This is a genomic window from Mycobacterium sp. SMC-13, assembly GCF_045311035.1.
Classification (GTDB): Bacteria; Actinomycetota; Actinomycetes; order Mycobacteriales; family Mycobacteriaceae; genus Mycobacterium.
In genome coordinates, this window is sequence record NZ_JBJIAI010000016.1 from 69,183 (window position 1) to 91,541 (window position 22,359).

A 22,359-nucleotide genomic window follows, 5' to 3' on the forward strand; every position below is an offset into this window, starting at 1 on the left:
ATGCGCGCGACGACATCTCGGTCAGTGCGTCTTGGCTGCGATCTGGGCACGCACATCGGCCATGTCGAGCGCCTTGACCCGGGTGATCAGATCCTCGAGCGCCGCGGCCGGCATCGCACCGGGCTGGCGGTACACGAGGATGCCGTCGCGGAACGCCATGATCGTTGGGACCGCCTGGATTTCGAGCGCCGCGGCAAGCTGCTGCTGCGCTTCGGTGTCGACCTTGGCGTGCACCACATCAGGGTGCGACTGCGCCGATCGGTCGAAAACCGGAGCGAATGCACGACACGGACCGCACCACGACGCCCAGAAATCGATGAGAACAATGGGATTGCCGGTGATGGTCGCCTCGAAGTCGGCGGCGGTCAGGGTTTTGGTGGTCATGACGAATTCCTTTCATGGTCGAGCAATTACCTTGCTAAGCAAGGCCTTTCAACATCAGATTCCAGTACATGAACGGCAGTCCGTACTTCTTCAGGTACCAGTACGCCCGGTGCGGGATGACCGGATCGAGCAGCGGGAACGACGGCTTCAGGTTGAAGTCGTAGTCGAATTCGGCGAGCAGCATCGCGTCCGACGACGTGACGATCGGGCACGACGAGTAGCCGTCGTACGACGCCCCCAGCGGACGGCCGGTCAAGAAGGAGTCGATGTTCTCGACCACCACCGGGGCCTGCTTGCGGATCGCGGCGCCGGTCTTCGAGTTCGGCGACGAACCGGCGTCACCGAGGCTGAAGACGTTGGGGTACCGCACGTGCTGCATGGTGTGCTTGTCGATGTCGACGTAGCCCATGGCGTCACCCGTCGACAGCGCGCTGCGTTTGATCCAGTCCGGCGCGGACTGCCGCGGCACGGCGTGCAGGACGTCGTAGGGCAGCATGGCGTCGGTGCCACCCTCCCCCACACTGGTGACGCCGACCTTGTGCGACGCCGCGTCGACCAGGGTCACCTCGGAGTTGGTGTGCAAGGTGATGCCGTAGTCGGCGATCACCTTGTCGAGACTGTCCGCGATCGCGGGAATCCCGAACGGCCGCGCGCCCGGCATGACCAGGTGGACGTCGATGTCCTTGAGCACGCCCTGTGACCGCCAGTAGTCGGACGCCAGATACGCGATCTTCTGCGGCGCGCCGGCACACTTGATGGCGCCGGACGGCACGGTGAACACCGCCGTACCCGACCGCAGGTTCCGGATGAAATCCCAGGTCCGCGGTGCGAGGTCGAAGCGATAGTTCGAGGAGACGCCGTCCCGACCCAGCGTCTCCGCCAGCCCCTCGGTGCGATCCCAATCGAGTTGGATGCCCGGGCAGACCACGAGCGCGTCGTATTCGTAGGTGGCGCCGTCGACACAGGTGACCGTGTTGGCGTCGGGATCGAAGGCGCTCGCGGCGTTCCGGATCCACGTTGCGCCCTTGGGCATCACCGCGGACTCGGCGCGTTCGGTCGTGGCGGCCTGCGCCTGTCCGCCGCCGACAAGGGTCCACAGCGGTTGGTAGTGGTGCTTGTCCGAGGGCTCGATGACCGCGACGTCGGTGTAGCCCTTGCGCAGCAACCGGGCCGCGACCGTGATGCCGGCGGTGCCGCCGCCGACGATCACGATCTGGTGCTTGGCAGTGCTGGTCATATCTGTGATGTCTCCTGTCTTCAGGCGTTCTCGACGGCTTCTGCCCAGGCGCCATAGCCACCCAAGATGTCACTCACGTCGTTGAATCCGTTCCGCCGCAACAGACTTGCCGCGACCGACGAGCGGTACCCACCGGCGCAGTAGACGACGGTCGGTTTGGCGGGGTCGAGCTCACCGAGCCGCGCGGGCAACTGACCCACCGGGATGCCGATGGCATTCGGGATGGTCCCGGCAGCGACCTCACCGGGGTTGCGGACATCGACGATCTGCAGGTTCGGCAGCGCGGCGACCCGTTCGCCAAAAGCCTTGGCGGTCAACCGCGAGGCCCCCTGGACGTCACCCTGGTGGGCGACCAACGCCGCGTACGGCTCCGCCACGTAGCCGATCACCCGGTCGAAACCGATCCGGGCGAGCCGGTTCTTGCCCTCGAGTTCTTCGCCGGGCTCGGTGAACAGCACGATGTCGACGTCGGACGGCAGGACGGAACCGGCGAACTCCGCGTAACGGCCTTGCAGGCCGATGTTGACGGCGCCGCGCAGGTGACCCAGCGCGAAATCTTCGGGGCCACGGCCGTCCACCAGGACGGCGCCGGCGTCGATCGCCGCACGAGCCTGCTCGTAGGTCAGCGCCGACGGCAGCTTCGTCTCGTCCAGCAGCTCGCGATCCTTGCGGTTGAGGATCGCGTCGTAGACGAAGTAGCCCGGCGCGGGCGGCTGCCCCTCGGTGACGAGGTTCATGAACGAGGCCTTGTCGGTGGCGCGCAGCGCATAGTTCGTCGCCTTCTGATCACCGATCGTCGACCACAGGTCGGTCGACAGGTTCTTGCCACAGGCCGAGCCGGCGCCATGCGCCGGGTACACCCGGGTCGCATCGGGCAGCGTCATCAGCCTGTTGTGCAGCGACTCATAGAGCTTGTCCGCCAGTTCTTCTCGCGTGAAACCGATCGAGGCCAGCAGGTCGGGGCGGCCGACATCGCCGATGAAGAGCGTGTCTCCGGTCATGACGCCGTAGGGCGTCTGGTCGTCGGCGTGCTCGTACACCACCACGCTCATCGACTCGGGAGTGTGTCCGGGGGTGTGCCGGAACTCGAGCATCACGTCGCCCAGCGAGTAGCGCTCACCGTCGGCGACACCCGTCGACTCGAACTCGGTCTCGGCGACAGATGAGTAGACGATCTTGGCCCCGGTGGCCTTCGCCAGCTCGAGGTGACCGGAGAGGAAGTCTGCGTGAAAGTGCGTCTCGATGACCAATTCGATGGTCAGCCCATGCTCCTCGGCATCGGCAAGGTATCCGGCCACATCGCGCTGCGGGTCCACAACCACTGCGCGCCCGGTGGTTTCGTCACCGATCAGGTAGGACGCGTGCGACAGGCAATCCAGGTAATACTGCTGCAGGATCATCAGCGGCTTCTTTCTCCTCGTTGGGTAGCACCACTTCGAGCTACACCCTCATGGGTATTCAATATACCCCTGGGGGTATCTTATTCCAACCTCGAAAATACGGGCGGGGGTATCTGTCGCGCTCTCCTGAAAAGTACCCCGGCCCGTATACCCGGCGTAGAGGCTTAGGTCCCGCGCACCGGGTGGTGCTGGTCACGGGCGCCGTACCACCCGGCGATAGGCGCCACCTATCAGGGCATCTGAAATGCCGATGACCGATGCCTCATTCCGGACCTGAATCCCAGATTTCCCGGATTAGATTGGAGAGATGACCACCGTCAGAGACGGCCACGATGTCGACGCCACCTACGACGAACACGACATAGCGGTGACCGGCGCCGAACACGAAGCCGCCGGGGTCAAGGCCGTGATGGTCAGCATGCAGCGCGGGCTCCGGCAGATGGGTCCGCTGCGCACCGCCGAGACACTGACCAGGATCAATCAGCGGCACGGCTTCGACTGCCCGGGTTGCGCGTGGCCAGAGGAACATGGCGGACGCAAGCTCGCCGAGTTCTGCGAGAACGGCGCCAAGGCAGTGGCCGAGGAAGCGACGCGGCGCCGGGTCACCCCGGAATTCTTCGCCCGGCATCCGGTCGCCGAACTCGCCGAAAAGCCCGAATACTGGCTGTCCCAGCAGGGCCGCCTGACCCACCCGATGGTGCTGGCGCCCGGCGACAGCCATTACCGCCCGATCGACTGGGACGACGCGTACGCACTGATCGCCCGCGAGCTCAACGCCCTCGCCGGCCCCGACGAGGCGTTGTTCTACACCTCCGGCCGCACCAGCAACGAGGCCGCGTTCCTCTACCAATTGCTCGCGCGCAGTTTCGGCACCAACAACCTGCCGGACTGTTCCAACATGTGCCACGAGTCGTCGGGCACCGCGCTCGTCGAGTCGATCGGCATCGGCAAGGGCTCGGTGACCGTCGACGACGTCATCCACGCCGACTGCATCGTCATCGCCGGGCAGAACCCGGGCACCAACCACCCGCGCATGCTGTCGGTGCTGGAGAAGGCAAAAGCGCGGGGCGCCACGATCATCGCGATCAACCCCTTGCCCGAGGCCGGACTCATGCGGTTCAAGGATCCGCAGAAGGTGCACGGCGTCGTCGGCCACGGCGTGCCCATCGCCGACGAGTTCGTACAGATCCGCATCGGCGGCGACATGGCGCTGTTCGCCGGTCTGGGCCGGCTCCTGCTGGAAGCCGAGAACCGTTCGCCCGGAACCGTATTGGATCGCGACTTCATCGACCGGCACTGCGCCGGTTTCGAGGACTACGAAAGCCGCACCCGCGCAGTCGATCTGGATACCGTCACCGCGGCGAGCGGCATCAGCTGGGACCAGTTGGAGCGGGTCGCCGACGCGTTGATCCGCTCGGAGCGCACCATCATCTGCTGGGCGATGGGCCTGACGCAGCAGAAGCACGCGGTGGCCACCATCGGCGAGGCCACCAACCTGCTTCTCATGCGCGGCATGATCGGAAAGCCCGGCGCGGGCGTGTGTCCCGTGCGCGGCCACTCCAACGTGCAGGGCGACCGGACCATGGGCATCTGGGAGAAGATGCCCGAAGAGTTCCTGGCCGCGCTGGACGCCCGGTTCGGCATCACCTCACCGCGCAAGCACGGTCACGACACCGTCGACGGAATCCGGGCCATGCGTGACGGGCACGCCAAGGTCTTCATCGGGATGGGCGGCAACTTCGTCTCGGCCACCCCGGACACCGACGTCACCGCCGCAGCCATGCGCAATTGCGCTCTCACGGTGCAGATTTCGACGAAGCTCAATCGCAGCCATGTCGTTCACGGCCGCACCGCACTCATCCTGCCCACGCTGGGCCGCACCGACAAGGATTTCCAGGCCGGCGGCAAACAGGTGGTGTCGGTGGAGGATTCGATGTCGATGGTGCATCTGTCGCGCGGCGGCCTGACACCGCCCAGTGACCAGGTGCGCAGTGAGGTCGCGATCGTCTGCCAACTGGGCCGGACCCTGCTCGGGCCGGCGCACCCGGTGCCGTGGGAAGCCTTCAACGCCGACTACGACGGCATCCGCGACGCCATCGCGGACGTGGTTCCCGGATGCGCCGACTACAACACCCGGGTCCGTCAGCCGGATGGCTTCCAGCTGCCTCACCCACCCCGGGACTCCCGCGAATTCCCCACGCACACAGGCAAAGCCAACTTCTCGGTCGAACCCGTCGAATGGGTGCCGGTGCCCGAGGGCCGGCTGGTACTGCAGACCCTGCGCAGCCACGACCAGTACAACACCACCATCTACGGCTTGGACGACCGCTATCGCGGCGTCAAGGGCGGCCGGCGCGTGGTGTTCGTCAACCCGGCCGACATCGCTGCCCTCGGTCTCGCCGAGGGCAGCCGCGTCGACCTGGTCTCCGAATTCGACGGCCACGAGCGCCGCGCGAAAGACTTTCTGGTGGTGCCCTATTCGACACCCGTCGGCAATGCCGCGGCCTACTACCCGGAGACCAATCCCTTGATCCCGTTGGACCACACTGCCCGCAAATCCAATACGCCGGTGTCCAAGGCCGTGGTGATCAGGTTGGAACCATGGGTCGGGTAACCGCACGGCGCCGAGCCGAACACGTCACCGCCGGCGGCGCCGTCTCCCGCCCGGAAACCCTGGCTGTCGAGGAGCCCCTGGAAATCCGGGTCAACGGCACTCCCCTCACCGTCACCATGCGGACGCCGGGCTCGGATGTCGAACTCGCCCAAGGGTTTCTGCTCACCGAGGGCGTGATCGCCCGCCGCGATGACATCGCCCGCGTCGCCTACTGCCGCGGCGCCACCGAAGACGGCAGCAACACCTACAACGTGCTCGACGTGATGTTGGCGCCGCACGTCCCGCCGCCGTCGGTCGACGTGACCCGCAACTTCTACACCACCTCGTCGTGCGGCGTGTGCGGCAAGGCCTCCATCGACGCCGTCCGGACCGTCAGCCACTACTCCCCCGGCGATGACCCGACCACCGTCACCAACGCCACCCTGTCAGCGATGCCCCAGCAGTTGCGCCAGGCCCAGAAGGTGTTCAACAGCACCGGCGGGCTGCACGCCGCCGCCCTGTTCAGCGCCGACGGTGAGATGTTCGTCGCCCGCGAGGACATCGGCCGGCACAACGCGGTGGACAAGGTGATCGGGTGGGCGCTCGAGCAGGGCCGCATTCCGCTGACCCCCACCGTCCTGTTGGTGAGCGGCCGGGCGTCGTTCGAACTGACGCAGAAGGCCGTCATGGCCGGTATCCCGCTGCTGGCGGCGGTATCCGCACCGTCGTCGTTGGCCGTCGACCTGGCCAGCCAGGCCGGGCTCACTTTGGTGGCGTTCCTGCGCGGCGAGTCGATGAACGTCTACACCCGGCCGGACCGCATCGTCCGGTAGCCGTGATACGGAAAAGCCCCCGCCGGAAGCGGGGGCTTTTCCGTTTGCGAGTGCTAGGCGCTCTTGTCGCGACGCTCCGAGCGGGGCGCCTTGCGCGGCACGATGGTCGGCAGCACGTTGTCCTGCACGGTTTCCTTCGTGACGACCACCTTGGCGACGTCGTCGCGGCTCGGGATGTCGAACATCACCGGCTGCAGGACCTCTTCCATGATGGCGCGCAGGCCACGGGCACCGGTCCCGCGGTGGATGGCCTGGTCGGCGATCGCGTCGAGGGCGTCGTCGGTGAACTCCAGCTCGACCCCGTCCATCTCGAAGAGCCGGACGTACTGCTTGACCAGGGCGTTCTTCGGCTTGGACAGGATCGACACCAGCGATTCCTTGTCCAGGTTGGTCACCGACGCCACGACCGGGAGACGGCCGATGAACTCGGGGATCAGGCCGAACTTGATCAGGTCTTCGGGCAGCACCTCGGCGAAGTGGTCCTGGGTGTCGATCTCGGCCTTGGAGTGCACCTCGGCGCCGAAGCCCAGACCGCGCTTGCCGACCCGGTCGGACACGATCTTCTCGAGGCCCGCGAACGCACCGGCCACGATGAACAGCACGTTGGTGGTGTCGATCTGGATGAATTCCTGGTGCGGGTGCTTGCGACCGCCCTGCGGCGGTACCGACGCCTGCGTCCCCTCGAGGATTTTCAGCAGGGCCTGCTGCACGCCCTCGCCGGACACGTCGCGGGTGATCGACGGGTTCTCGCTCTTGCGGGCGATCTTGTCGACCTCGTCGATGTAGATGATGCCGGTCTCGGCGCGCTTGACGTCGTAGTCGGCGGCCTGGATCAGCTTCAGCAGGATGTTCTCGACGTCCTCGCCGACGTAGCCGGCCTCGGTCAGCGCGGTCGCGTCGGCGATCGCGAACGGCACGTTGAGCATCTTGGCGAGGGTCTGCGCCAGGTAGGTCTTGCCGCAACCGGTCGGCCCGAGCATCAGGATGTTCGACTTCGCGAGCTCGACCGGCTCACCCCGGGAGTCGCGCGACTTCTCCTGCGCCTGGATGCGCTTGTAGTGGTTGTAGACGGCCACGGCCAGCGTCTTCTTGGCGTTGTCCTGACCGATGACGTAGCCCTCGAGGAAGTCCCGGATCTCCTGGGGCTTGGGCAGCTCGTCGAGCTTGACGTCGTCGGCGTCGGCCAGCTCCTCCTCGATGATCTCGTTGCAGAGATCGATGCACTCGTCGCAGATGTAGACGCCAGGTCCAGCAATCAGCTTCTTGACCTGCTTCTGGCTCTTTCCACAGAACGAGCACTTCAGCAGGTCACCGCCGTCTCCGATGCGCGCCATGGGGTGAGGCCCTACTTTCTCCGGTCGCCGTCAGTCGTTACACCAGATAGTGGGTTACTGCGGGTGTGATCCCGACGCTACCCGTTCGCTCCGTCGCGGTGCGACCGAAAGGGTCGAATCGCTCCGGTGGTATTTATCCGTGTGCAGGAGAACATAGCCCGATCGGTGGCTTGCCACCCCTCGGCGCGCTGACCGTGATTCTGGCGTGTCTTTCCGGCGCCGGGTGGCGTTGGCTCGGCAGGCCTCTGATCAGGGCTGTTCACCTATCCGCAACCCTACCGTGTGCACATCGAAGCTGCCGACGCATTTCGCGGCCAGCGCAAGCACCCGACCCGTGCGGGCTATCCCTGGAGCCGACCGCCCAGCTCGTCGACCGGCACCGCCACCGTGAGCGGGCCACCGTTGCCCGCAAGCTGGCTCTCGCCGAAAAAGAAGGTGACGGCGTCGTCGGTGAGCGCGAAGTTCCGGTACGAGGCGCGGTCCGGTTCGATCAGCGCCGCGTTGCGCGCCTTCAACGCGCTCTGCACCACCGGCGTCAGGATCGCCACCGGATCGGAGCCCGGGCCGAACAGCGAGTCGATGGTGACCGGTCCGCCGGCGCCGTACGTGAAGGTCCGGTACCGGATGTCGGGATGTCCTTCGTGGGCCAGGCCCGTCGGGTCGACGACCTTGAGCACCAGGCTCTGGCTCCGCGCCGAGCGGTACACCGTCCGCGTCACGGTCTCCGTGTACACCCGGCCGCCGCCGAAGTCGGCGACCCAGCCGACGAAACCGTCGCGGTCCTGGGCCAGAAAATCCGCGACCGCCCGCTGGTCCGGATAGTCGACCGGGAAAGCGACGGTCCGTTCGTATCCGGTACCGACCTCATGGATCCGGCACATGCCGGTGGCGTCGGGTGTCCCGCCCAGGGCACCACACGCCTGCTGCGCCGACGCCGCCGGCGCGACGCTCAGGAACGTCACCACCGCGGCCAGGGCAAGAACCGAAATCCTCATGCCCACATGGTTCGCCGCAGCCCTTGGCAGATTCTTGGCGTGCCCTACCGGAGTTCGAGGGTGAATTCATGCGCGCCGATGCGGATACGGTCGCCGTCGAACAGGTTTGTGTTGGCCTCGATGCGCGTGCCCTGCACGTACACGCCGTTGGCCGAGCGCAGGTCCACCATCACCGGTCCGGTGCCCGCGTCGACGATGACGGCGTGGTGGCGGCTGACGTCTGCCGCGTCGAGCACGATGTCGTTGTCGGCCAGGCGACCGATGCGGGTCGCCATCGCGCGCAAGGCAAACCATTGCCCGGACGCGTCGCGCAGCCCCGCCCGGGATGCGGTCGACCGGGTCGAGCCGGACCGCAGCCGGCCGATGGTGTGCACCGCCGTCGCCTGCGCGGCGCCCTGTACGTCGAGTGGTTCCTGACGCAGAATGCGTTGCTGCAGGGCACTTATCGCCGAGCCGGGATCGATACCGAGGTCCTCGGCCAGGATGGACTTCACGCGGCGGAACGCGTCGAGCGCGTCCGCCTGTCGTCCGCAGCTGTAGTACGCGGTGATCAACTGCGCCCACAGGGGTTCGCGGTACGGGTGTTCGGCGACGAGGGTCTCCAGTGGGCCGATCACCAGAGCAGCCTGGCCACAGGCGATTTCGGCTTCCGCACGTGCGGTCTCCACGGAAATGCGCTCGTCGACCAGCGCGGCCGCGACGGCATCGACGAAGGCGAAGTCGGACAGGTCGCCGAGGACCGGACCCCGCCACTGCGCCAGAGCCGCCGACAGGTGTACCGCCGCGGACGGGAACTGACCGGCGGCCGCCGCCCGTACCCCGGCGACCTTCTCCTTCTCGAAGCGCCCCAGGTCGGTCGCGTCCTCCGGCACGTCGAGTCGATATCCGGGCGGGGCGGCGGCCAGGGTCTCCCGCGGCATTCCGGACTCCGCCAGGATCTTTCGGAGATTGGAGATGTAGGAGTGCAGCGCGGTGCGGGCGGCCGCGGCCGGTGACTGCTCCCATACCGCGTCGATCAACGCGTCCACCGACACCGGGCGGCCGCGGCTCAGCAGCAGCATCGCGAACACCGCGCGCTGCTTGGGTGCGCCCAGCGAGACGACGCGGTCGTCGACGGCCATCCGCAGCGTGCCCAGAACACCGAAATCGATTCCGGTCGGCCGCATGGGCCGAGGGTATCGGGTGCTATCGGCCGATGCGGGCTATTGCCAGTTCCGCGAACGTCTTCAGCGTTTCGCACCGCCACACGTAACTGCCCGTGACGCGATAGATCCGTTCGCCCGTCAACAGCACCGTGAGCGTCGTCGACGGCGGCGTGACATTCGGTTCGTACGTGCAGACCGCCTTGAGGCCCACGCCGTCGACCGCGGTGGCCCTGGGCCACTCGGCCACCTGGCGGAATGTCGTCGCGGCGTCCCACGGGAACGCATCGGCGAACCGGACGTCGGATTCCAGGCTCCGCCGCCCCAGTGGCTCGTCGAAAGCCCGGTAGACACAAGACAATTCGGGCAGTTGGGTCCGGATCGGTTCGGCCGTCGCCGGACCTTCGAGAAAGACCGCGGCTTCGTCGGGGTGCACCCAGCCGCAGGCCTCGGCGGTCAGCTGGTCGTCGGCGTGCGCGGCCGGCGACAGGGTGGCCGCGGCAGCGACGGCCACCAGCGCGGACGCGAACCGCCTCATGACCGGTAGCCCTCCGCGAATGTCATGGCGTCGACGACGCGGCCGTCGTTCACGGTGGGGCCGAGCAGCACCTTGGTGGCGTTGACGGCTGGGTCGTAGGCCATCAGCGCCGTCGACGGGCTGCAGCCGCTCGTCGACTTCAGGATCAACGAGTCGCCGGACGCCCCGACGACGTCGATGTTGTTGCCCGCGCCCGGCACCCGGACCCGTTCGGTATGCCCGTCGGCGGTCACGCGGGAGAGGAAGATGACGCCACAAGCACCGAGCGACTGCACGAAGGTGCCGCTGGGCAACTGCCAGGCGTCGATATCGCCGTAGTCGCCGTCGAATCCCGGTTCGTTCTTCGCGTTGTTGACGGCGGTGAGCGCGGTCGGCGCCGAGCCGTCGATCGGCACCTTCCACAGCTGGCTTCCGGCGGACTTCTGCGCCGTGCAACTGGCGACGAAATCCGTTGGTGCCAGCCACCGCGTCGTCCGGCAGACGGCGCCGGGCATCGGTACCGGCAGCACCCGCCCGACGGTGCCGTCATTGCCCATGAGCACGAAGCTGTTGTCCGTTCGCGGGGCCGCGTCGTTGCGCCGGTTGGCCGTCGACAGCACGAGCGTCGTGCCGTCGGGGGTTTCCAGGTAGTCGCCGCCGAATCGGCCGGCGCCGGCGAGGTTCTCGGTCGGGTAGGTCAGTTGCACGTTGCCGGCGAGGTCGACGCGCTGCAAGGTGCTCGGCTGGTCCTGGCTGCTGCTCGACAGCACGATCGCCTGGCCGTTCGGGCGGCTGAAACGGGCGGAGGCGCGCGTCGGGAAGGACGTCTGGTGGCCGGTGTGCAGATCGACCACGATGACGGTGTCGTCACCCATCGAGAACAGCGCCCGACCGCCGTCACCCGACCAGTCCAGCAGATGCGGCTTCCACCCCTTGTCGTTGGGCGCGAACGTCGTGATGGCGTACCGGTGCCCCGCCGGATCGATCAGGTACAGGGTGTCGGCGGCCTTCTCGGGCGGCGCCTCGTCGGGCGCGGGCCGCTCACCCGGACGGCGTGCGGCGACCGGATTCCAGGTGGCCAGGGTCCAGCCGTCACCGACCTGGTTCCACGGCACCTGCATCGCGGCATCGGGAGTCGGATTCGCCTGGGCCACTGGCAATCCGACCGTCAGGGACACGGCCAGGGCGGCCGAGGCCAGAGCGGCGGCGGTGCGGTGTGGGTGTCGACTCATGGCAGGTCCTGTTCGAATGGCCGGAATTCGTGGTCGTGTCACAGGGTGCGGTGGTCGTCTTGGTGAATTCTTGGCGCGCGCCGAGCGGCGGCCTTCGACATTCGACATAATGTTCCAGCTGCGTCAATTAGTCTTCTTGCCGGGGAGGACCACTCCCCGGCGATCAACGCACGCAATCGAATACGGGAAGGCCACCGCGCGATGAATCACCCCAGCCCCGCCACGACCGCCACCGCGCGCCGACGGCTCCAATGCCTGCCGCTGGCGGGCGTCGTCGCGGCCGCCTGCGTCCTGACACCGAACGGGCAGCTCGCCATCCAGTCGCACGCCGCGCCCATCAGCGCCCCGCGCCTGGATAGTCGCGCGGTCCAGTTCGCGGCGTTCGTCCAGGAGATGACAACCCGCGAGGAGGAGTTGCGCGAGCAGATCACGGCCGCCGCGGCGACGGACACGTTCGCGGGGCCGGTGCCCTGGCCGCCACCGACCCTCTGGCCACTGCCGGCGGTCTCGTCGTCGACGTGATCAAAGCCCTCGGGGTGGCCGTGGTCGAGGCGGCCAAGAGCACCGCGGTATCCGTGATCTCCATACCGCTGGTGATGCTGAATCGCGCGGCCACCGATCCCTTCTACCTCCCGTGGTTACCGATCGCGTTGGTGTCGTATGCGTTCACCCTCCCGTTCCAGGTGGTGGGAACGTTCGCATACGACTTGGTCGCGAACCTGACTCAGGTGGTGACGGCGCTGGTCCCGGCTGCCGCCGCCCCGGCAGCGGCAACCGCGAGCCCGGAGTCCGCCGCCGCGACCCCGTCCCCGACCGCGGCCAACCCGGTCCAGCAGGCCATCGAAACCGTCAAGACGCGGGTGACCGATGCGGCCGGTGCCGCCGGCTCGACGTTGGCGGCAGTGCCGTCTGCGCTGACATCCGGACTGCAGCTGCCGTCGGCACTCGCTCCGCTCGCGCCCATCGCCGGCGCGGCGTTCGCGGCGCTGTCACCGGCCATCGCCGTCGCGAACTTCATCTCGGTCCTGGTGACGGGCAAGGCGCTGCCGTTCAAAGTGGTGAAGCCGGAGCTGCCGTCCACCGTGTCGGTGGCGTCGACCACGCCGCGCGCGACCGCCGCGACGGACAAGTCGTCGGAGCCGGACTCCCCCGCGACCGGTAACGCCGGCACGAACGACGCCGCCGCCGCCGAGAAGCCGTCCACCCAGACCGAGAAGAAGCCCACCAAGTCCGTCAGCAAGTCGCGTACCAAGCGGACTTCTCCGACGCCGACCGCAAGCACCCCGTCGACGCCGGCCAAGACGACGGACGGGACCGACGATTCGTCCACCAAGCCCGGTGGCGATCCGGCGCCGGCCACCAAGCCGGAAAAGCCCGACACCAAGCCGGACACCAAGCCGGAGAAGTCCGAGTCCGGCACCGACAATTCGTCGTCAGCGCAACACGATTCGACGAAGGGCAAGAAGGCGACCGACAAGAAGGCCAAGGACAAGAAGGCCGCCAAGGGCGGCGCGTCGTCCGGCGGCGCGAAGACTGCCGCAGCCAAGGGCTGAACAAACGTCAGCGGCCGCCAGCCTGAACAGGCTGGCGGCCGCTGTACGTTGTGGGACTCAGGCCTTCTGGGCCGAGAGCTTGCGGTACTCCAGGACCGTGTCGATGATCCCGTAGTCCTTGGCGCCGGTCGCGGTGAGGATCTTGTCGCGGTCGGTGTCCTTGCGGATGGTCGCGGCATCCTTGCCGGTGTGCCGCGCCAGCGTCTCCTCCATGAGGGTGCGCATGCGCTCGATCTCGGCGGCCTGGATTTCCAGGTCGGAGAACTGCCCCTGGATGACGCCACCGAGCGACGGCTGGTGGATCAGCACACGGGCGTTCGGCAGGGCCATGCGCTTGCCCGGCGTACCGGCGGCCAGCAGCACCGCAGCGGCCGAGGCGGCCTGACCGAGGCAGACCGTCTGGATGTCGGCGCGGACGTACTGCATGGTGTCGTAGATCGCCATCAGCGAGGTGAACGAGCCACCCGGCGAGTTGATGTACATCGTGATGTCGCGATCGGGGTCCTGCGACTCGAGCACCAGCAGCTGGGCCATCACGTCGTTGGCGGACACGTCGTCGACCTGGGCACCCAGGAAGATGATGCGCTCGTCGAACAGCTTGGCGTAGGGGTCGACGATGCGCTCACCGAGGTGGGTGCGCTCGCTGAACTGCGGCAGGATGTAGCGGGCCTGCGGAGCCAGCTCCGGGTTCAGATGCTTGGAGATCACTTCGAGGCTCCCTTGCCGCCGTTGAGGTTTGCACGGGTGATGATGTGGTCGACGAAGCCGTATTCCAGCGCTTCCTGCGCGGTGAACCAGCGGTCGCGGTCGGAGTCGGCCTCGATCTGCTCGATGCTCTTGCCCGTGAATTGGGCGTTGAGCCGGAACATTTCCTTCTTGATGACGTGGAACTGCTCGGCCTGGATGGCGATGTCCGCTGCGCTACCGGTGACGCCACCGAGCGGCTGGTGCATCAGGACGCGCGCGTGCGGCAGCGCATGTCGCTTGCCCTTGGTACCGGCGGCCAGCAGGAACTCGCCCATCGACGCCGCCATACCCATCGCGTAGGTGGCGATGTCGCACTCCGACAACTCCATGGTGTCGAAGATCGCCATGCCGGCGCTGATCGAGCCACCCGGCGAGTTGATGTACATGTGGATGTCTTTGGACGGGTCTTCGGCCGTCAGCAGCAGAATCTGCGCGCACAGCCGGTTGGCGATGTCGTCGTCGACCTGCGACCCCAGGAAGATGATGCGCTCGGCAAGCAAACGCTCATAGACCGAGTCCGTGAGGTTGAGCCCCGGTGCGCTTGAACGCATGTCAGTCACGACTGGATACCTGCTTTCTCGAGTTCGTCCACACGACATTAACCAACGGCCGACGGCCGCGAGTCCCCGACGCGGTCTAGTTCGCTCACAGCGTCACAGTCGCCGGAGAGCGGACGGTGCCGCAGGCATCACTGAAGACACCTGCGGCACCTGTACCACGATCGGGGTTCGAGGAATTAATCCTCGTCCTTCGCCTTCTTGGCCTTCTTCTCTTTGGCCGGCTTCTCGTCCTTGGCCTCGGCCTTCGCCTTCTTGGCCTTGGCGGGCTTCTCGTCCTCGACGGCCTCGGGCTCGTCGGCGGCGGGAGCCTCGGCCTCGTCGGCAGCCTCGGCGACCTCGGCCTCGGCGTCGCCGGCCGGGCCGAAGAACTCCGCGGTGTCGACGGTGTTGCCGTCGGTGTCGGTGACGGTCGCACCGGAGACCACAGCGGCGATCGTCATGCCGCGACGGATGTCGGCGAACATGGACGGCAGCTGGTTGTTCTGCTGCAGGATCTGGATCAGCTGCTGCGGCTCGATGCCGTACTGGCGGGCCATCAGGGCGATGCGCTCCATCAGGTCACCCTGGCCGACCTTGACGTCCAGCTCGTCGGCGATGGCGTCCATCAGCAGCTGGGTCTTGACGGCCTTCTCGGCGTTGGTGCGGGTGTCCGCGTCGAACTCTTCGCGGCTGCTGCCCTGCTCCTTGAGCTGCTCCTCGAACTTGGCCTCGTCGTGGTCGAGTCCGTGGATCGCGTTGTGGACGGTCTCGTCGACGGTCGCCTGGACGATGGCCTCGGGCAGCGGCACCTCGATCTGCTCCAGCAGGGTCTCGACGGCCTTGTCGCGGATCTGCTCGGCCTGGCCGATCTGCTTCACCCGGCGCACCTGGGCGACCAGGCTCTCCTTGAGCTCTTCGATGGTGTCGAACTCGCTGGCCAGCTGGGCGAAGTCGTCGTCGGGCTCCGGCAGCTCGCGCTCCTTGACCGACTTGACGGTGACGGTGACCTGGGCTTCCTTACCGGCGTGCTCGCCGGCGGCCAGCGTGGTCGGGAATTCCTTGGACTCGCCGGCCTTCAGGCCGATGATGGCCTCGTCGAGACCCTCGATCAGCTGACCGGAGCCGATCTGGTGCGACAGGCCCTCGGTCTTGGCCTCCGGCACGTCCTCACCGTCGACGGTGGCCGACAGGTCGAGCGAGACGAAGTCGCCGTCGGCGGCCGCGCGGTCGACACCGGTCAGGGTGCCGAAGCGGGCGCGCAGGTTCTGCAGTTCGGCGTCGACCTCGTCGTCGTTGACGACGATCGGGTCGACGGTGATCGTGAGGGCCTTCAGGTCCGGGAGGGTGATCTCCGGGCGGACATCGACCTCGGCGGTGAAGACGAGCTCGTCGTTGTCCTCGAGCTTGGTGATGTCGATCTCGGGCTGGCCCAGCGGCTTGACGTCCTGGGCGGTGACGGCCTCGCCGTAGCGGGCCGGGATGGCGCTGTTGACGACCTGCTCCAGGACCGCGCCGCGGCCGATGCGGGCCTCGAGCAGCTTGGCCGGGGCCTTGCCGGGACGGAAGCCGGGCAGGCGGACCTGCTTGGCCAGCTCCTTGTAGGCCTGGTCGAACTCGGGTTGAAGCTCGGTGAAGGGCACCTCCACGTTGATGCGAACCCGGGTGGGGCTCAACTGCTCCACGGTGCTCTTCACAGCGTTACTCCTTGTTTTTTGATACTTGCCATCAGTCGGTGGTCGGGGTGACAGGATTTGAACCTGCGGCCTTCCGCTCCCAAAGCGGATGCGCTACCAAGCTGCGCTACACCCCGTGCCTCGTCGCGGTCGCATTACCGCGGTCGAGATACTACGTCCTAGACACGCGACACCATCAATTGGATTGGCGGCCGCTGTCCCGGTACTGTCTGCCGGTACTGTGATCGCAGCAGTGCACGCGGGCGTAGCTCAATGGTAGAGCCCTAGTCTTCCAAACTAGCTACGCGGGTTCGATTCCCGTCGCCCGCTCCAGAGGACCGGCCTGACCAGGCCGGTCCTTTTGATTTGGGGCCCGTTTTCTGACGCCGCGCCCCGTGCCCGGACCGCGCCGCCGGGCGGCGGCGCGACAGCGGTGCGCCTGCCGAAAAATGACTTTGCCCGGTAGCGCCTGATATTTATTGACCGAGCGACCAATATATTGCGTCCACACGTGCGGCGATTCCGCCGAATTCTGGGAGTTTCCTGCCAATTCGATGCAAATTGCCGCAATATCGACCGGCACCTGATTTTCCCCTAAAAGCTGCAGCTCAAAGACTTTTTATGGAGGAAATTCAGGACACACTGGCAAATAGTTTTGCCATCCGAGTCGAGACTCGACAGCGGCGGCGGTATAAATGCCCGATGACCGCGTCGATCATCTCTTCGTACCGCCGGAACCGGCGGCCCGTCGACGTGGGTTCAGAGGTTGCTGAGGGCACGTGGCGGGACCCGAAGAGATACCTGTGGCTACTGGTTCCGTCCGCCCCCGGCGCGGTGACGCTGTCCTGGCTCCTGGTGTGGACCACGCGGCTGCACTTCTTCTGGTGGACCGCGCTCTTCGTGATCCTGGTGGCGGGGCCCACCGCCGATCATCTGCTGGGGCGGGAGAAGGGCGATCGTGCGCCCGACCGCATCCTGGCCGAGCTGCAGCAGGACAAGTTCTACCGGTTCGCCACCCACATGTTCCTGCCCACGCAGTACCTCGCTCTGGCTTTCGGCTGCTGGGTGTGGGCCGGCGGCGGGTGGGTCACGTTGACGTTCAGCGACAAGCTGGGGCTGATGGTGGCGGTCGGCCTGTCCGGCGGCATCGCCAACAACGCGGCCCACGAACTGGGCCACCGGCGCGACCGCGCCGAACGGTGGCTGAGCAAGCTGGCGCTCGCCCAGAGTTGGTACGGCCAGTTCTACGTCGAACACAACCGCGGACACCACGTCCGCGTCGCGACGCCGGAGGACCCGGCCAGTGCCCGCTTCGGCGAGAACGTGTACTTCTTCGTCGTGCGCTCGGTCGTCGGCAGCACCCGCTCGGCGTGGCGAATCGAGGCCAAACGTCTTGGCCGCCAAGGCCATTCACGCTGGAGCCTACGCAACGACGTGCTCAACGCATGGTTGTTGAGCCTCATCCTGTTCGCCGGGCTGGCCCTGTGGTTCCGGCCCGTGGTGCTGCCGTGGCTGTTCGGCCAGGCGCTCATCGGCATCTTCCTGCTCGAGGCCATGAACTACCTGTCGCACTACGGACTGCGCCGACAGAAACTGCCGTCGGGTCGCTACGAGCGGCTGCGCCCGTCGCACAGCTGGAACAGCAACACCGTGATCATGAACGTGTTCCTGCTGCATCTGCAGCGGCACTCCGACCACCACATCGACCCGTCACATCGCTACCAGGTGATCCGGCACGCCGAGGATGCGCCGCAGCTGCCGAGCAACTACACCGCGATGCTGGTCCTCAGCCTCGTTCCGGCGTTGTGGCGCCGCGTGATGGATCCGCGCGTCCTTGCCCTCTACGACGGCGATGTCCGGCGCACCGCACTGAGCCCGCGGCAGCTGCAGCGGTTGGCGCTCGACGGCAGCTAGCGCTGCCGGCCGTGCCCCTCGAACAGGTTCCACGACTGGCTCCCCCGCACCACGTGCAGGTAGTACGCGTAGTTCGCGGTCGACATACCGATGGCGGCAAGACCGAATCCGATGGCACGGGCGAGGGAATCCGACACGTTGAGGACGACGAGCACCACCTCCACCGCGACGAAGATCCCGAGCAGCGTCAGCCCCTTGCGCCACATGCCCTTGACGAAGAAGTAGATGGGGCCGAACAGGAAAGCCAGGATGTTCGAGGTTAGCTTCACCCGCTCCAGGAACGTCAGGGCCTTGTAGGCGGCCTTGGACTCCGGCGTCGAGTTCGGCAGACCGTAGGCGTTGAAGAAGTCGAACCGCTTCTGCCACGACGGGGACACCGTGACGCTGGGAAGTTGCTGTGACACTTCACCAACATTAACGGCCGTGCAGTTTTGTTTGTGCGCTCGGGTCTCCCCGCGCGCCTAGCTGCTACCCGGAATCGGCCGCGCCACGCCGTTGGTCGTGCGAATGACGTTGAACTGCGGCGGATTGGCCGGGGCGGGGGCTTCCGAGCTCGCCGTCGCGGTCGCGGTCGCCGACGGTGACGGGGCGGGCGGAGGCGCCGGGGCCGGTGCGCTGGCCGGCGGCGTGTACTGGCGGGCGGGCGGCGTGTAGGTCGTCGGGGCCTGGGTCGTCGCCGTCGAGGGACGGGTCGGTGGCGCGGGCGCGGGGGTCGTGGGCGCGGTCGTCGTCGGCGTGGGGGCCGGTGCAGGCGCAGGTGCCGGGGCCGGTGTGGTGGTCGTCGAGGCCGACGATGTGGCGGCGGGAGCCGACGTGGTCGAGCTGGTGGGGGTGGCCGGGGGCTCAGGCGCTGGCGGGGGGATCTTGAATCCGGCGAGCGATCCGATCCCCAACAGGATCAACAAGATGAGGACAGCACCGCCCCCGATTATCAGCACCTTGCCGGTGTCGGTGGTGAACCAGCCCGTCGGTGCCGATGCGGTGTGAGCGTTTGCCACCGGTTCGGTCTCTGCGTCTGCCATAAGTCGATCTCCTCCCAGCAGGGTGCCGGGAGCGTATCCCGTAAATCAGCAGGTCGCGACTCATAGTGAAGCCATTTTCCCAGGTCGGTGGCGTGTTCACAGGAACGTAACGTGCGCGCCTCGCACCGCGCCGACCCATATGCCCCAGCAATTTGCCAGCGTTTACGCAGTAGACGTTTATCCGGCGACCCGGTACACCGTCACCGGCCGGGTGTGCGCGGGCCGGCTGCCGTCCGGGGTGAACAGCGGCGCCCGTTCCAGCCGGCGCCGCATCGCCGCCAACGGAATCGGCTCGGCTCCCGTGCCGCCGGACAGGTGGAACAGCAGCTCGGTCAGCTCGCAGACCTCACCGGCCGTGCAGCCGGCGCCGAACATCGCCGCGACGGTCGCGGGGTCCGACAACAGTCGCTGCGACACCGTCGCCGCGGTGTCCCTGATCATCGCGTTGTGCCCGAAGGGCAGCGGCGGCACGGGTTCGCCGGTGCGCACCACGAGAACGTCGTCGCCGCCGGGTTGCGCGCGCATCACGTTCACCAGTGACACGGTGTGGCCACGCTCGTCGCGCTGCGGGTCGGACACGACGAGGGCCACCGTCGGCGGTCCCTCGATCGGCTCGGCGCCGGCCCGGTCCCGCAGCGCGCGGTGCGCCGCCGCCGCGACCGTCTCGCCGTTGGCCGCATCGAGCACCACACCGGGCAGCGCCCAGTCACCCTGATGAGGTTGACGCTGCCGACGCGCGAGGATGAGCCCCGGCTCGTCGCCGGGGCTCACCGCGAAAACGTCGACGCTCAGCCAGGTGGCCGGCGACTCAGCCATGACGGGCGTCCTCCTCGCCGGCGGCGTATGCCGCCCACTCACGTCGCACGGTAGCGCGCACCTCCGCGAAGGTCACCGGGTTGACGACGACGCCGTCCTCGAACACCGTCCGCATGGCGTCCGTCGTCTCGACGAGACCGGCCGCGCCCTGCACCAACGTCAGGCGCCCCCGCTCGTCGCGGATCACGGCCAACCGGCCCCGTGCGCTGCGCTTGCCCGGGTCGGTGACCGGCGCCTTGGCGATGTCCCGGCCGCGACCGTCGATCTGCACCCAGGTGGCCTTCATCGCGATGGAGAACGTGTCCCGCGTGACGTATTGGTATGTGTACGAACCGAATCCGAGTACCGGCGTGGTGGACACGTAGCCCTGGGCCGCCAGGTTGGCGGTGATGGCGTCGGCCCGGTCGTGGGTGATCGAGTCGCCGTAGATGACGCCGATGTGCGGATCCAGTTCCCGGTAGCCGGCCGCGTTGACGGTGCCGCCGAACACCTCCCACAGCAGGTTCACCACGCCCTTGTTGGCAGGGCTGCCGGCCGGGGCCTGCGGGTCGCCGCACAGGATGCGTTCGGGGTCACCGCTGTCCGGGCGGATCACCACCTTGCCGTCGCGCGCGATGATCGTGTCTTTCAGCGTGGGCAGGATTCCGGTGCAGACGTGCCACAGGTCCCAGGTGTCGCTGACGATCGACACGATGCCGGTCGGATACAGGTCCAGCAGCCGCGCGAACGTGGCGACTTCGTCGTCCCGGGCGCCCGCGCACATGACGCTGTGCTCGGTGGCCGGCACGCTGCCGCCGATCACGGTGCCCTCGGGCGAGCCCGGGTAGTTCCGGTCGATCCAGCCCAGTGCGGGCAGGCAGTCGGTGCCGGTGAACGCCAACAGGTGCGCGGCACCCGAGGCGGCGGCGGCCGCGCTGCCGGCCATGCCCCGGAAGGAGAAGTCGTGCCCCTGCCAGTCGACGGCGGCCGGGTCGGCGCCGGTGTCGCGCGCGCGGGCGTCCAGCAGTGTCCGGTTGCGCCACGCGGTGGTCGCCGACGTGATGGGCTGCCACAGCGCGGCCGACATCTCGGTCTCGATGTAGTTGGTCAGCCAGAAGAATTCGGGCGCGGTGTTCTCGACGGTCAGGTACGGGACACCGACCGGGACGATGGTGCCCTCCGGCAGCGCGCGCACCCGCAGCGGCAGTCTGCCGTACGCGTGCAGCTGCCGGATGTGTTCGGCGCCAACGTCGTTGGGCCCCAACACCTGGGTGACCCGCTCCACGTAGGCTCGGCACACCTCGTCGATGTCGGCGGCGAAGAATGCGTTCCACCGCTGATTCAGGTCGCGCAGGTACGCCTGCAGGCCGAAGAACGCCGTCCAGCTCACGCCGGGGATGCGGCTGCCGCGGGCCGTCAGGTTGGAGTAGACGTACTCGGTGCCGGCCGGGTACTGGCGCCGGTGGTCCAGCTTGTAGGCGTCGGTGTCCATCAGGACGTCCAGGGCCGCAATGGTTTCCGGCCGGTACGTGGTGGTTGCTTCGATGGTCATTGGGAAAGTCCTCAGGTCAAGGTGGTCAGTGCGCGGACGATGAACGGTTCCAGCGGCTGGACTTGCACACCGTCGGGCGTGGCGCGGGAGTCGGTGCTGGTGACGGAGGCGTAGCCGGCGAGGTTCTCGCGCCAGCGGCCGGTGAAGCAGCCGTGACTGACCCACAGATGCAGGGCCAGCTCGGGCCGGCTTGTCCGGATGGCATCGGCCAGCCCGGCGAAGGTGCCGCCGCCGTCGCAGATGTCGTCGATCACCAGCAGTCGGCCGCGGTCCGGCAGACCTTCGGGAGCGACGAACCCCGACAACTTGCCGTCGGCCGGATTGCGTTGCTTCCCAGCGACATACAGCGGCACGCCCAATCGGGACGCCACCCGGCCGGCGCGGTCGCGGGCCCCCTTGTCGGGTGCGACGACGCCCGCCCAACCCGGGTGGTGCGCGGCGCAGCCCACCAGGTCCACGGCCTCGATGACGGTGACGGCCGCTCCCCCGCGCCGGGCCTCGTCGGCCCAGACCGGTGAGTGCGGGTCCACCGTCACGATGTGCGCCACGCCTGTCGCGGCGGTGAGCCGGGCGGCGACGCGGGCGTCGTCGGTCGGGTCGTGATCACCGCGGGCCGACGGCAGGTACGGCGCCACGAGCACCGGAGCATCGGCCGACCGGTTGCGGTGGAAGGCCGACCACTGCCCGACCGCGGCGTAATCGATTGCACCGCAATGGTTCCAGGCGACGGGGCGCAGGCCCGGGCCGAGCGGTTCCAGTTCACGGACCGCGGTGTCGCCACCGGGATAGCTGGTGACGATTCCGGGTGCGGTCGCCAGCACACCGCGTTCGGTGTCGAAGACGTGGAATGTCAGGTTCATGACGACGACCGTAATAGATATGGACATAGATGTCCAT

Annotated in this window: 21 protein-coding genes and 2 tRNA genes; 6 read left to right on the plus strand and 17 right to left on the minus strand. The window is 67.4% G+C overall.

Annotated features, from left to right (window positions below; genetic code table 11):
* Positions 1–21: 21 nt before the first annotated feature.
* The 3 genes from trxA to ACJH6I_RS21725 are packed head-to-tail and all read right to left on the minus strand — an operon-like array spanning position 22 to position 3,021.
* The gene (gene trxA, locus ACJH6I_RS21715) at positions 22–384 is read right to left on the minus strand and encodes a thioredoxin (RefSeq protein ID WP_212812322.1); all 363 of its coding nucleotides are present in this window, start codon (positions 382–384) and stop codon (positions 22–24) included.
* A 34-nt stretch (positions 385–418) separates the two neighbouring features.
* A complete protein-coding gene (locus ACJH6I_RS21720) occupies positions 419–1,621 on the minus strand; it encodes an FAD-dependent oxidoreductase (protein WP_406784475.1) in 1,203 nt (400 codons plus the stop codon).
* A 20-nt stretch (positions 1,622–1,641) separates the two neighbouring features.
* Complete coding sequence (locus tag ACJH6I_RS21725; protein WP_406775703.1) at positions 1,642–3,021, minus strand: rhodanese-like domain-containing protein; 1,380 nt, start codon at positions 3,019–3,021, stop codon at positions 1,642–1,644.
* Positions 3,022–3,328: 307 nt separating this feature from the next.
* Between ACJH6I_RS21725 and ACJH6I_RS21730 the strand changes: the two genes are divergently transcribed.
* The gene (locus tag ACJH6I_RS21730; RefSeq protein ID WP_406775702.1) at positions 3,329–5,635 is read left to right on the plus strand and encodes an FdhF/YdeP family oxidoreductase; all 2,307 of its coding nucleotides are present in this window, start codon (positions 3,329–3,331) and stop codon (positions 5,633–5,635) included.
* On the plus strand, positions 5,623–6,447 hold the full coding sequence (fdhD, locus tag ACJH6I_RS21735) for a formate dehydrogenase accessory sulfurtransferase FdhD (protein ID WP_406784476.1): 825 nt from the start codon (positions 5,623–5,625) through the stop codon (positions 6,445–6,447). The genes ACJH6I_RS21730 and fdhD overlap by 13 nt, the downstream gene beginning before the upstream one ends.
* Before the next feature lie 53 nt (positions 6,448–6,500).
* Here fdhD and clpX read toward each other — a convergent pair whose 3' ends face one another.
* The 5 genes from clpX to ACJH6I_RS21760 all read right to left on the minus strand — a co-directional run bounded on the left by clpX (position 6,501) and on the right by ACJH6I_RS21760 (position 11,667).
* Positions 6,501–7,781 (minus strand): ATP-dependent Clp protease ATP-binding subunit ClpX, encoded by a 1,281-nt coding sequence (gene clpX / locus ACJH6I_RS21740; protein ID WP_020102203.1) that lies wholly within the window; start codon positions 7,779–7,781, stop codon positions 6,501–6,503.
* A 341-nt stretch (positions 7,782–8,122) separates the two neighbouring features.
* Positions 8,123–8,776 (minus strand): RsiV family protein, encoded by a 654-nt coding sequence (locus ACJH6I_RS21745; protein ID WP_406784477.1) that lies wholly within the window; start codon positions 8,774–8,776, stop codon positions 8,123–8,125.
* 44 nt (positions 8,777–8,820) lie between these two features.
* Positions 8,821–9,942, minus strand: coding sequence for a BTAD domain-containing putative transcriptional regulator (locus ACJH6I_RS21750; RefSeq protein WP_346414369.1), 1,122 nt, complete (start codon positions 9,940–9,942; stop codon positions 8,821–8,823).
* Positions 9,943–9,961: 19 nt separating this feature from the next.
* Positions 9,962–10,456, minus strand: coding sequence for a hypothetical protein (locus ACJH6I_RS21755; protein ID WP_406784478.1), 495 nt, complete (start codon positions 10,454–10,456; stop codon positions 9,962–9,964).
* Positions 10,453–11,667, minus strand: a complete 1,215-nt coding sequence (locus ACJH6I_RS21760) for a hypothetical protein (RefSeq protein ID WP_346414367.1) — start codon at positions 11,665–11,667, stop codon at positions 10,453–10,455. Before ACJH6I_RS21760 ends, ACJH6I_RS21755 begins: the two co-directional genes overlap by 4 nt.
* A gap of 201 nt (positions 11,668–11,868) precedes the next feature.
* On the opposite strand from ACJH6I_RS21760, the gene ACJH6I_RS21765 reads away from it, so the two are divergent.
* Together ACJH6I_RS21765 and ACJH6I_RS21770 are read left to right on the plus strand one after the other, a co-directional pair.
* Positions 11,869–12,189, plus strand: a complete 321-nt coding sequence (locus ACJH6I_RS21765) for a hypothetical protein (RefSeq protein ID WP_406784479.1) — start codon at positions 11,869–11,871, stop codon at positions 12,187–12,189.
* Positions 12,186–13,220: a hypothetical protein gene (locus ACJH6I_RS21770; RefSeq protein ID WP_406784480.1), complete on the plus strand. Its 1,035-nt coding sequence runs from the start codon at positions 12,186–12,188 to the stop codon at positions 13,218–13,220. Before ACJH6I_RS21765 ends, ACJH6I_RS21770 begins: the two co-directional genes overlap by 4 nt.
* A 57-nt stretch (positions 13,221–13,277) precedes the next feature.
* On the opposite strand, the gene ACJH6I_RS21775 is transcribed toward ACJH6I_RS21770, so the two are convergent.
* The 4 genes from ACJH6I_RS21775 to ACJH6I_RS21790 form a co-directional block, all read right to left on the minus strand.
* On the minus strand, positions 13,278–13,913 hold the full coding sequence (locus ACJH6I_RS21775; protein WP_318985673.1) for an ATP-dependent Clp protease proteolytic subunit: 636 nt from the start codon (positions 13,911–13,913) through the stop codon (positions 13,278–13,280).
* An 11-nt stretch (positions 13,914–13,924) separates the two neighbouring features.
* Positions 13,925–14,518: an ATP-dependent Clp protease proteolytic subunit gene (locus ACJH6I_RS21780; protein WP_020102210.1), complete on the minus strand. Its 594-nt coding sequence runs from the start codon at positions 14,516–14,518 to the stop codon at positions 13,925–13,927.
* A 185-nt stretch (positions 14,519–14,703) separates the two neighbouring features.
* Positions 14,704–16,200, minus strand: a complete 1,497-nt coding sequence (gene tig / locus ACJH6I_RS21785; protein ID WP_318985546.1) for a trigger factor — start codon at positions 16,198–16,200, stop codon at positions 14,704–14,706.
* A gap of 39 nt (positions 16,201–16,239) precedes the next feature.
* Positions 16,240–16,316: transfer RNA gene (locus ACJH6I_RS21790), tRNA-Pro, on the minus strand.
* A gap of 122 nt (positions 16,317–16,438) precedes the next feature.
* Here ACJH6I_RS21790 and ACJH6I_RS21795 point away from each other — a divergent pair.
* Together ACJH6I_RS21795 and ACJH6I_RS21800 are read left to right on the plus strand one after the other, a co-directional pair.
* A tRNA-Gly gene (locus ACJH6I_RS21795) sits at positions 16,439–16,512 on the plus strand.
* Positions 16,513–16,881: 369 nt separating this feature from the next.
* Positions 16,882–18,093, plus strand: a complete 1,212-nt coding sequence (locus ACJH6I_RS21800) for an alkane 1-monooxygenase (RefSeq protein WP_318985547.1) — start codon at positions 16,882–16,884, stop codon at positions 18,091–18,093.
* On the opposite strand, the gene ACJH6I_RS21805 is transcribed toward ACJH6I_RS21800, so the two are convergent.
* The 5 genes from ACJH6I_RS21805 to ACJH6I_RS21825 all read right to left on the minus strand — a co-directional run bounded on the left by ACJH6I_RS21805 (position 18,090) and on the right by ACJH6I_RS21825 (position 22,322).
* The gene (locus tag ACJH6I_RS21805; RefSeq protein WP_318985548.1) at positions 18,090–18,497 is read right to left on the minus strand and encodes a DUF2628 domain-containing protein; all 408 of its coding nucleotides are present in this window, start codon (positions 18,495–18,497) and stop codon (positions 18,090–18,092) included. The two genes, ACJH6I_RS21800 and ACJH6I_RS21805, sit on opposite strands and share 4 nt — an antisense overlap.
* A 57-nt stretch (positions 18,498–18,554) precedes the next feature.
* Positions 18,555–19,115 carry a hypothetical protein gene (locus ACJH6I_RS21810; protein WP_318985549.1) on the minus strand — a complete coding sequence of 187 codons (561 nt, stop codon included), beginning with the start codon at positions 19,113–19,115 and terminating at the stop codon, positions 18,555–18,557.
* A gap of 177 nt (positions 19,116–19,292) precedes the next feature.
* Positions 19,293–19,931 (minus strand): NUDIX domain-containing protein, encoded by a 639-nt coding sequence (locus ACJH6I_RS21815; RefSeq protein WP_318985550.1) that lies wholly within the window; start codon positions 19,929–19,931, stop codon positions 19,293–19,295.
* Entirely contained in the window at positions 19,924–21,462 is a 1,539-nt protein-coding gene (locus ACJH6I_RS21820; protein WP_318985551.1) for a nicotinate phosphoribosyltransferase, read from the minus strand. The genes ACJH6I_RS21815 and ACJH6I_RS21820 overlap by 8 nt, the downstream gene beginning before the upstream one ends.
* 11 nt (positions 21,463–21,473) lie before the next feature.
* The gene (locus tag ACJH6I_RS21825; protein ID WP_406784481.1) at positions 21,474–22,322 is read right to left on the minus strand and encodes a phosphoribosyltransferase family protein; all 849 of its coding nucleotides are present in this window, start codon (positions 22,320–22,322) and stop codon (positions 21,474–21,476) included.
* Between the last annotated feature and the right edge of the window lie 37 nt (positions 22,323–22,359).

Coding starts and splice junctions, on each gene's coding strand:
- ACJH6I_RS21745 (WP_406784477.1), bottom strand. CDS start 8,776: ATGAGGATTTCGGTTCTTGCCCTGGCCGCGGTGGTGACGTTCCTGAGC.
- ACJH6I_RS21720 (WP_406784475.1), bottom strand. CDS start 1,621: ATGACCAGCACTGCCAAGCACCAGATCGTGATCGTCGGCGGCGGCACC.
- ACJH6I_RS21725 (WP_406775703.1), bottom strand. CDS start 3,021: ATGATCCTGCAGCAGTATTACCTGGATTGCCTGTCGCACGCGTCCTAC.
- ACJH6I_RS21780 (WP_020102210.1), bottom strand. CDS start 14,518: ATGCGTTCAAGCGCACCGGGGCTCAACCTCACGGACTCGGTCTATGAG.
- clpX (WP_020102203.1), bottom strand. CDS start 7,781: ATGGCGCGCATCGGAGACGGCGGTGACCTGCTGAAGTGCTCGTTCTGT.
- fdhD (WP_406784476.1), top strand. CDS start 5,623: ATGGGTCGGGTAACCGCACGGCGCCGAGCCGAACACGTCACCGCCGGC.
- ACJH6I_RS21730 (WP_406775702.1), top strand. CDS start 3,329: ATGACCACCGTCAGAGACGGCCACGATGTCGACGCCACCTACGACGAA.
- ACJH6I_RS21765 (WP_406784479.1), top strand. CDS start 11,869: ATGAATCACCCCAGCCCCGCCACGACCGCCACCGCGCGCCGACGGCTC.
- ACJH6I_RS21810 (WP_318985549.1), bottom strand. CDS start 19,115: ATGGCAGACGCAGAGACCGAACCGGTGGCAAACGCTCACACCGCATCG.
- ACJH6I_RS21750 (WP_346414369.1), bottom strand. CDS start 9,942: ATGCGGCCGACCGGAATCGATTTCGGTGTTCTGGGCACGCTGCGGATG.
- ACJH6I_RS21755 (WP_406784478.1), bottom strand. CDS start 10,456: ATGAGGCGGTTCGCGTCCGCGCTGGTGGCCGTCGCTGCCGCGGCCACC.
- trxA (WP_212812322.1), bottom strand. CDS start 384: ATGACCACCAAAACCCTGACCGCCGCCGACTTCGAGGCGACCATCACC.
- ACJH6I_RS21825 (WP_406784481.1), bottom strand. CDS start 22,322: ATGAACCTGACATTCCACGTCTTCGACACCGAACGCGGTGTGCTGGCG.
- ACJH6I_RS21815 (WP_318985550.1), bottom strand. CDS start 19,931: ATGGCTGAGTCGCCGGCCACCTGGCTGAGCGTCGACGTTTTCGCGGTG.
- ACJH6I_RS21800 (WP_318985547.1), top strand. CDS start 16,882: ATGACCGCGTCGATCATCTCTTCGTACCGCCGGAACCGGCGGCCCGTC.
- ACJH6I_RS21760 (WP_346414367.1), bottom strand. CDS start 11,667: ATGAGTCGACACCCACACCGCACCGCCGCCGCTCTGGCCTCGGCCGCC.
- ACJH6I_RS21820 (WP_318985551.1), bottom strand. CDS start 21,462: ATGACCATCGAAGCAACCACCACGTACCGGCCGGAAACCATTGCGGCC.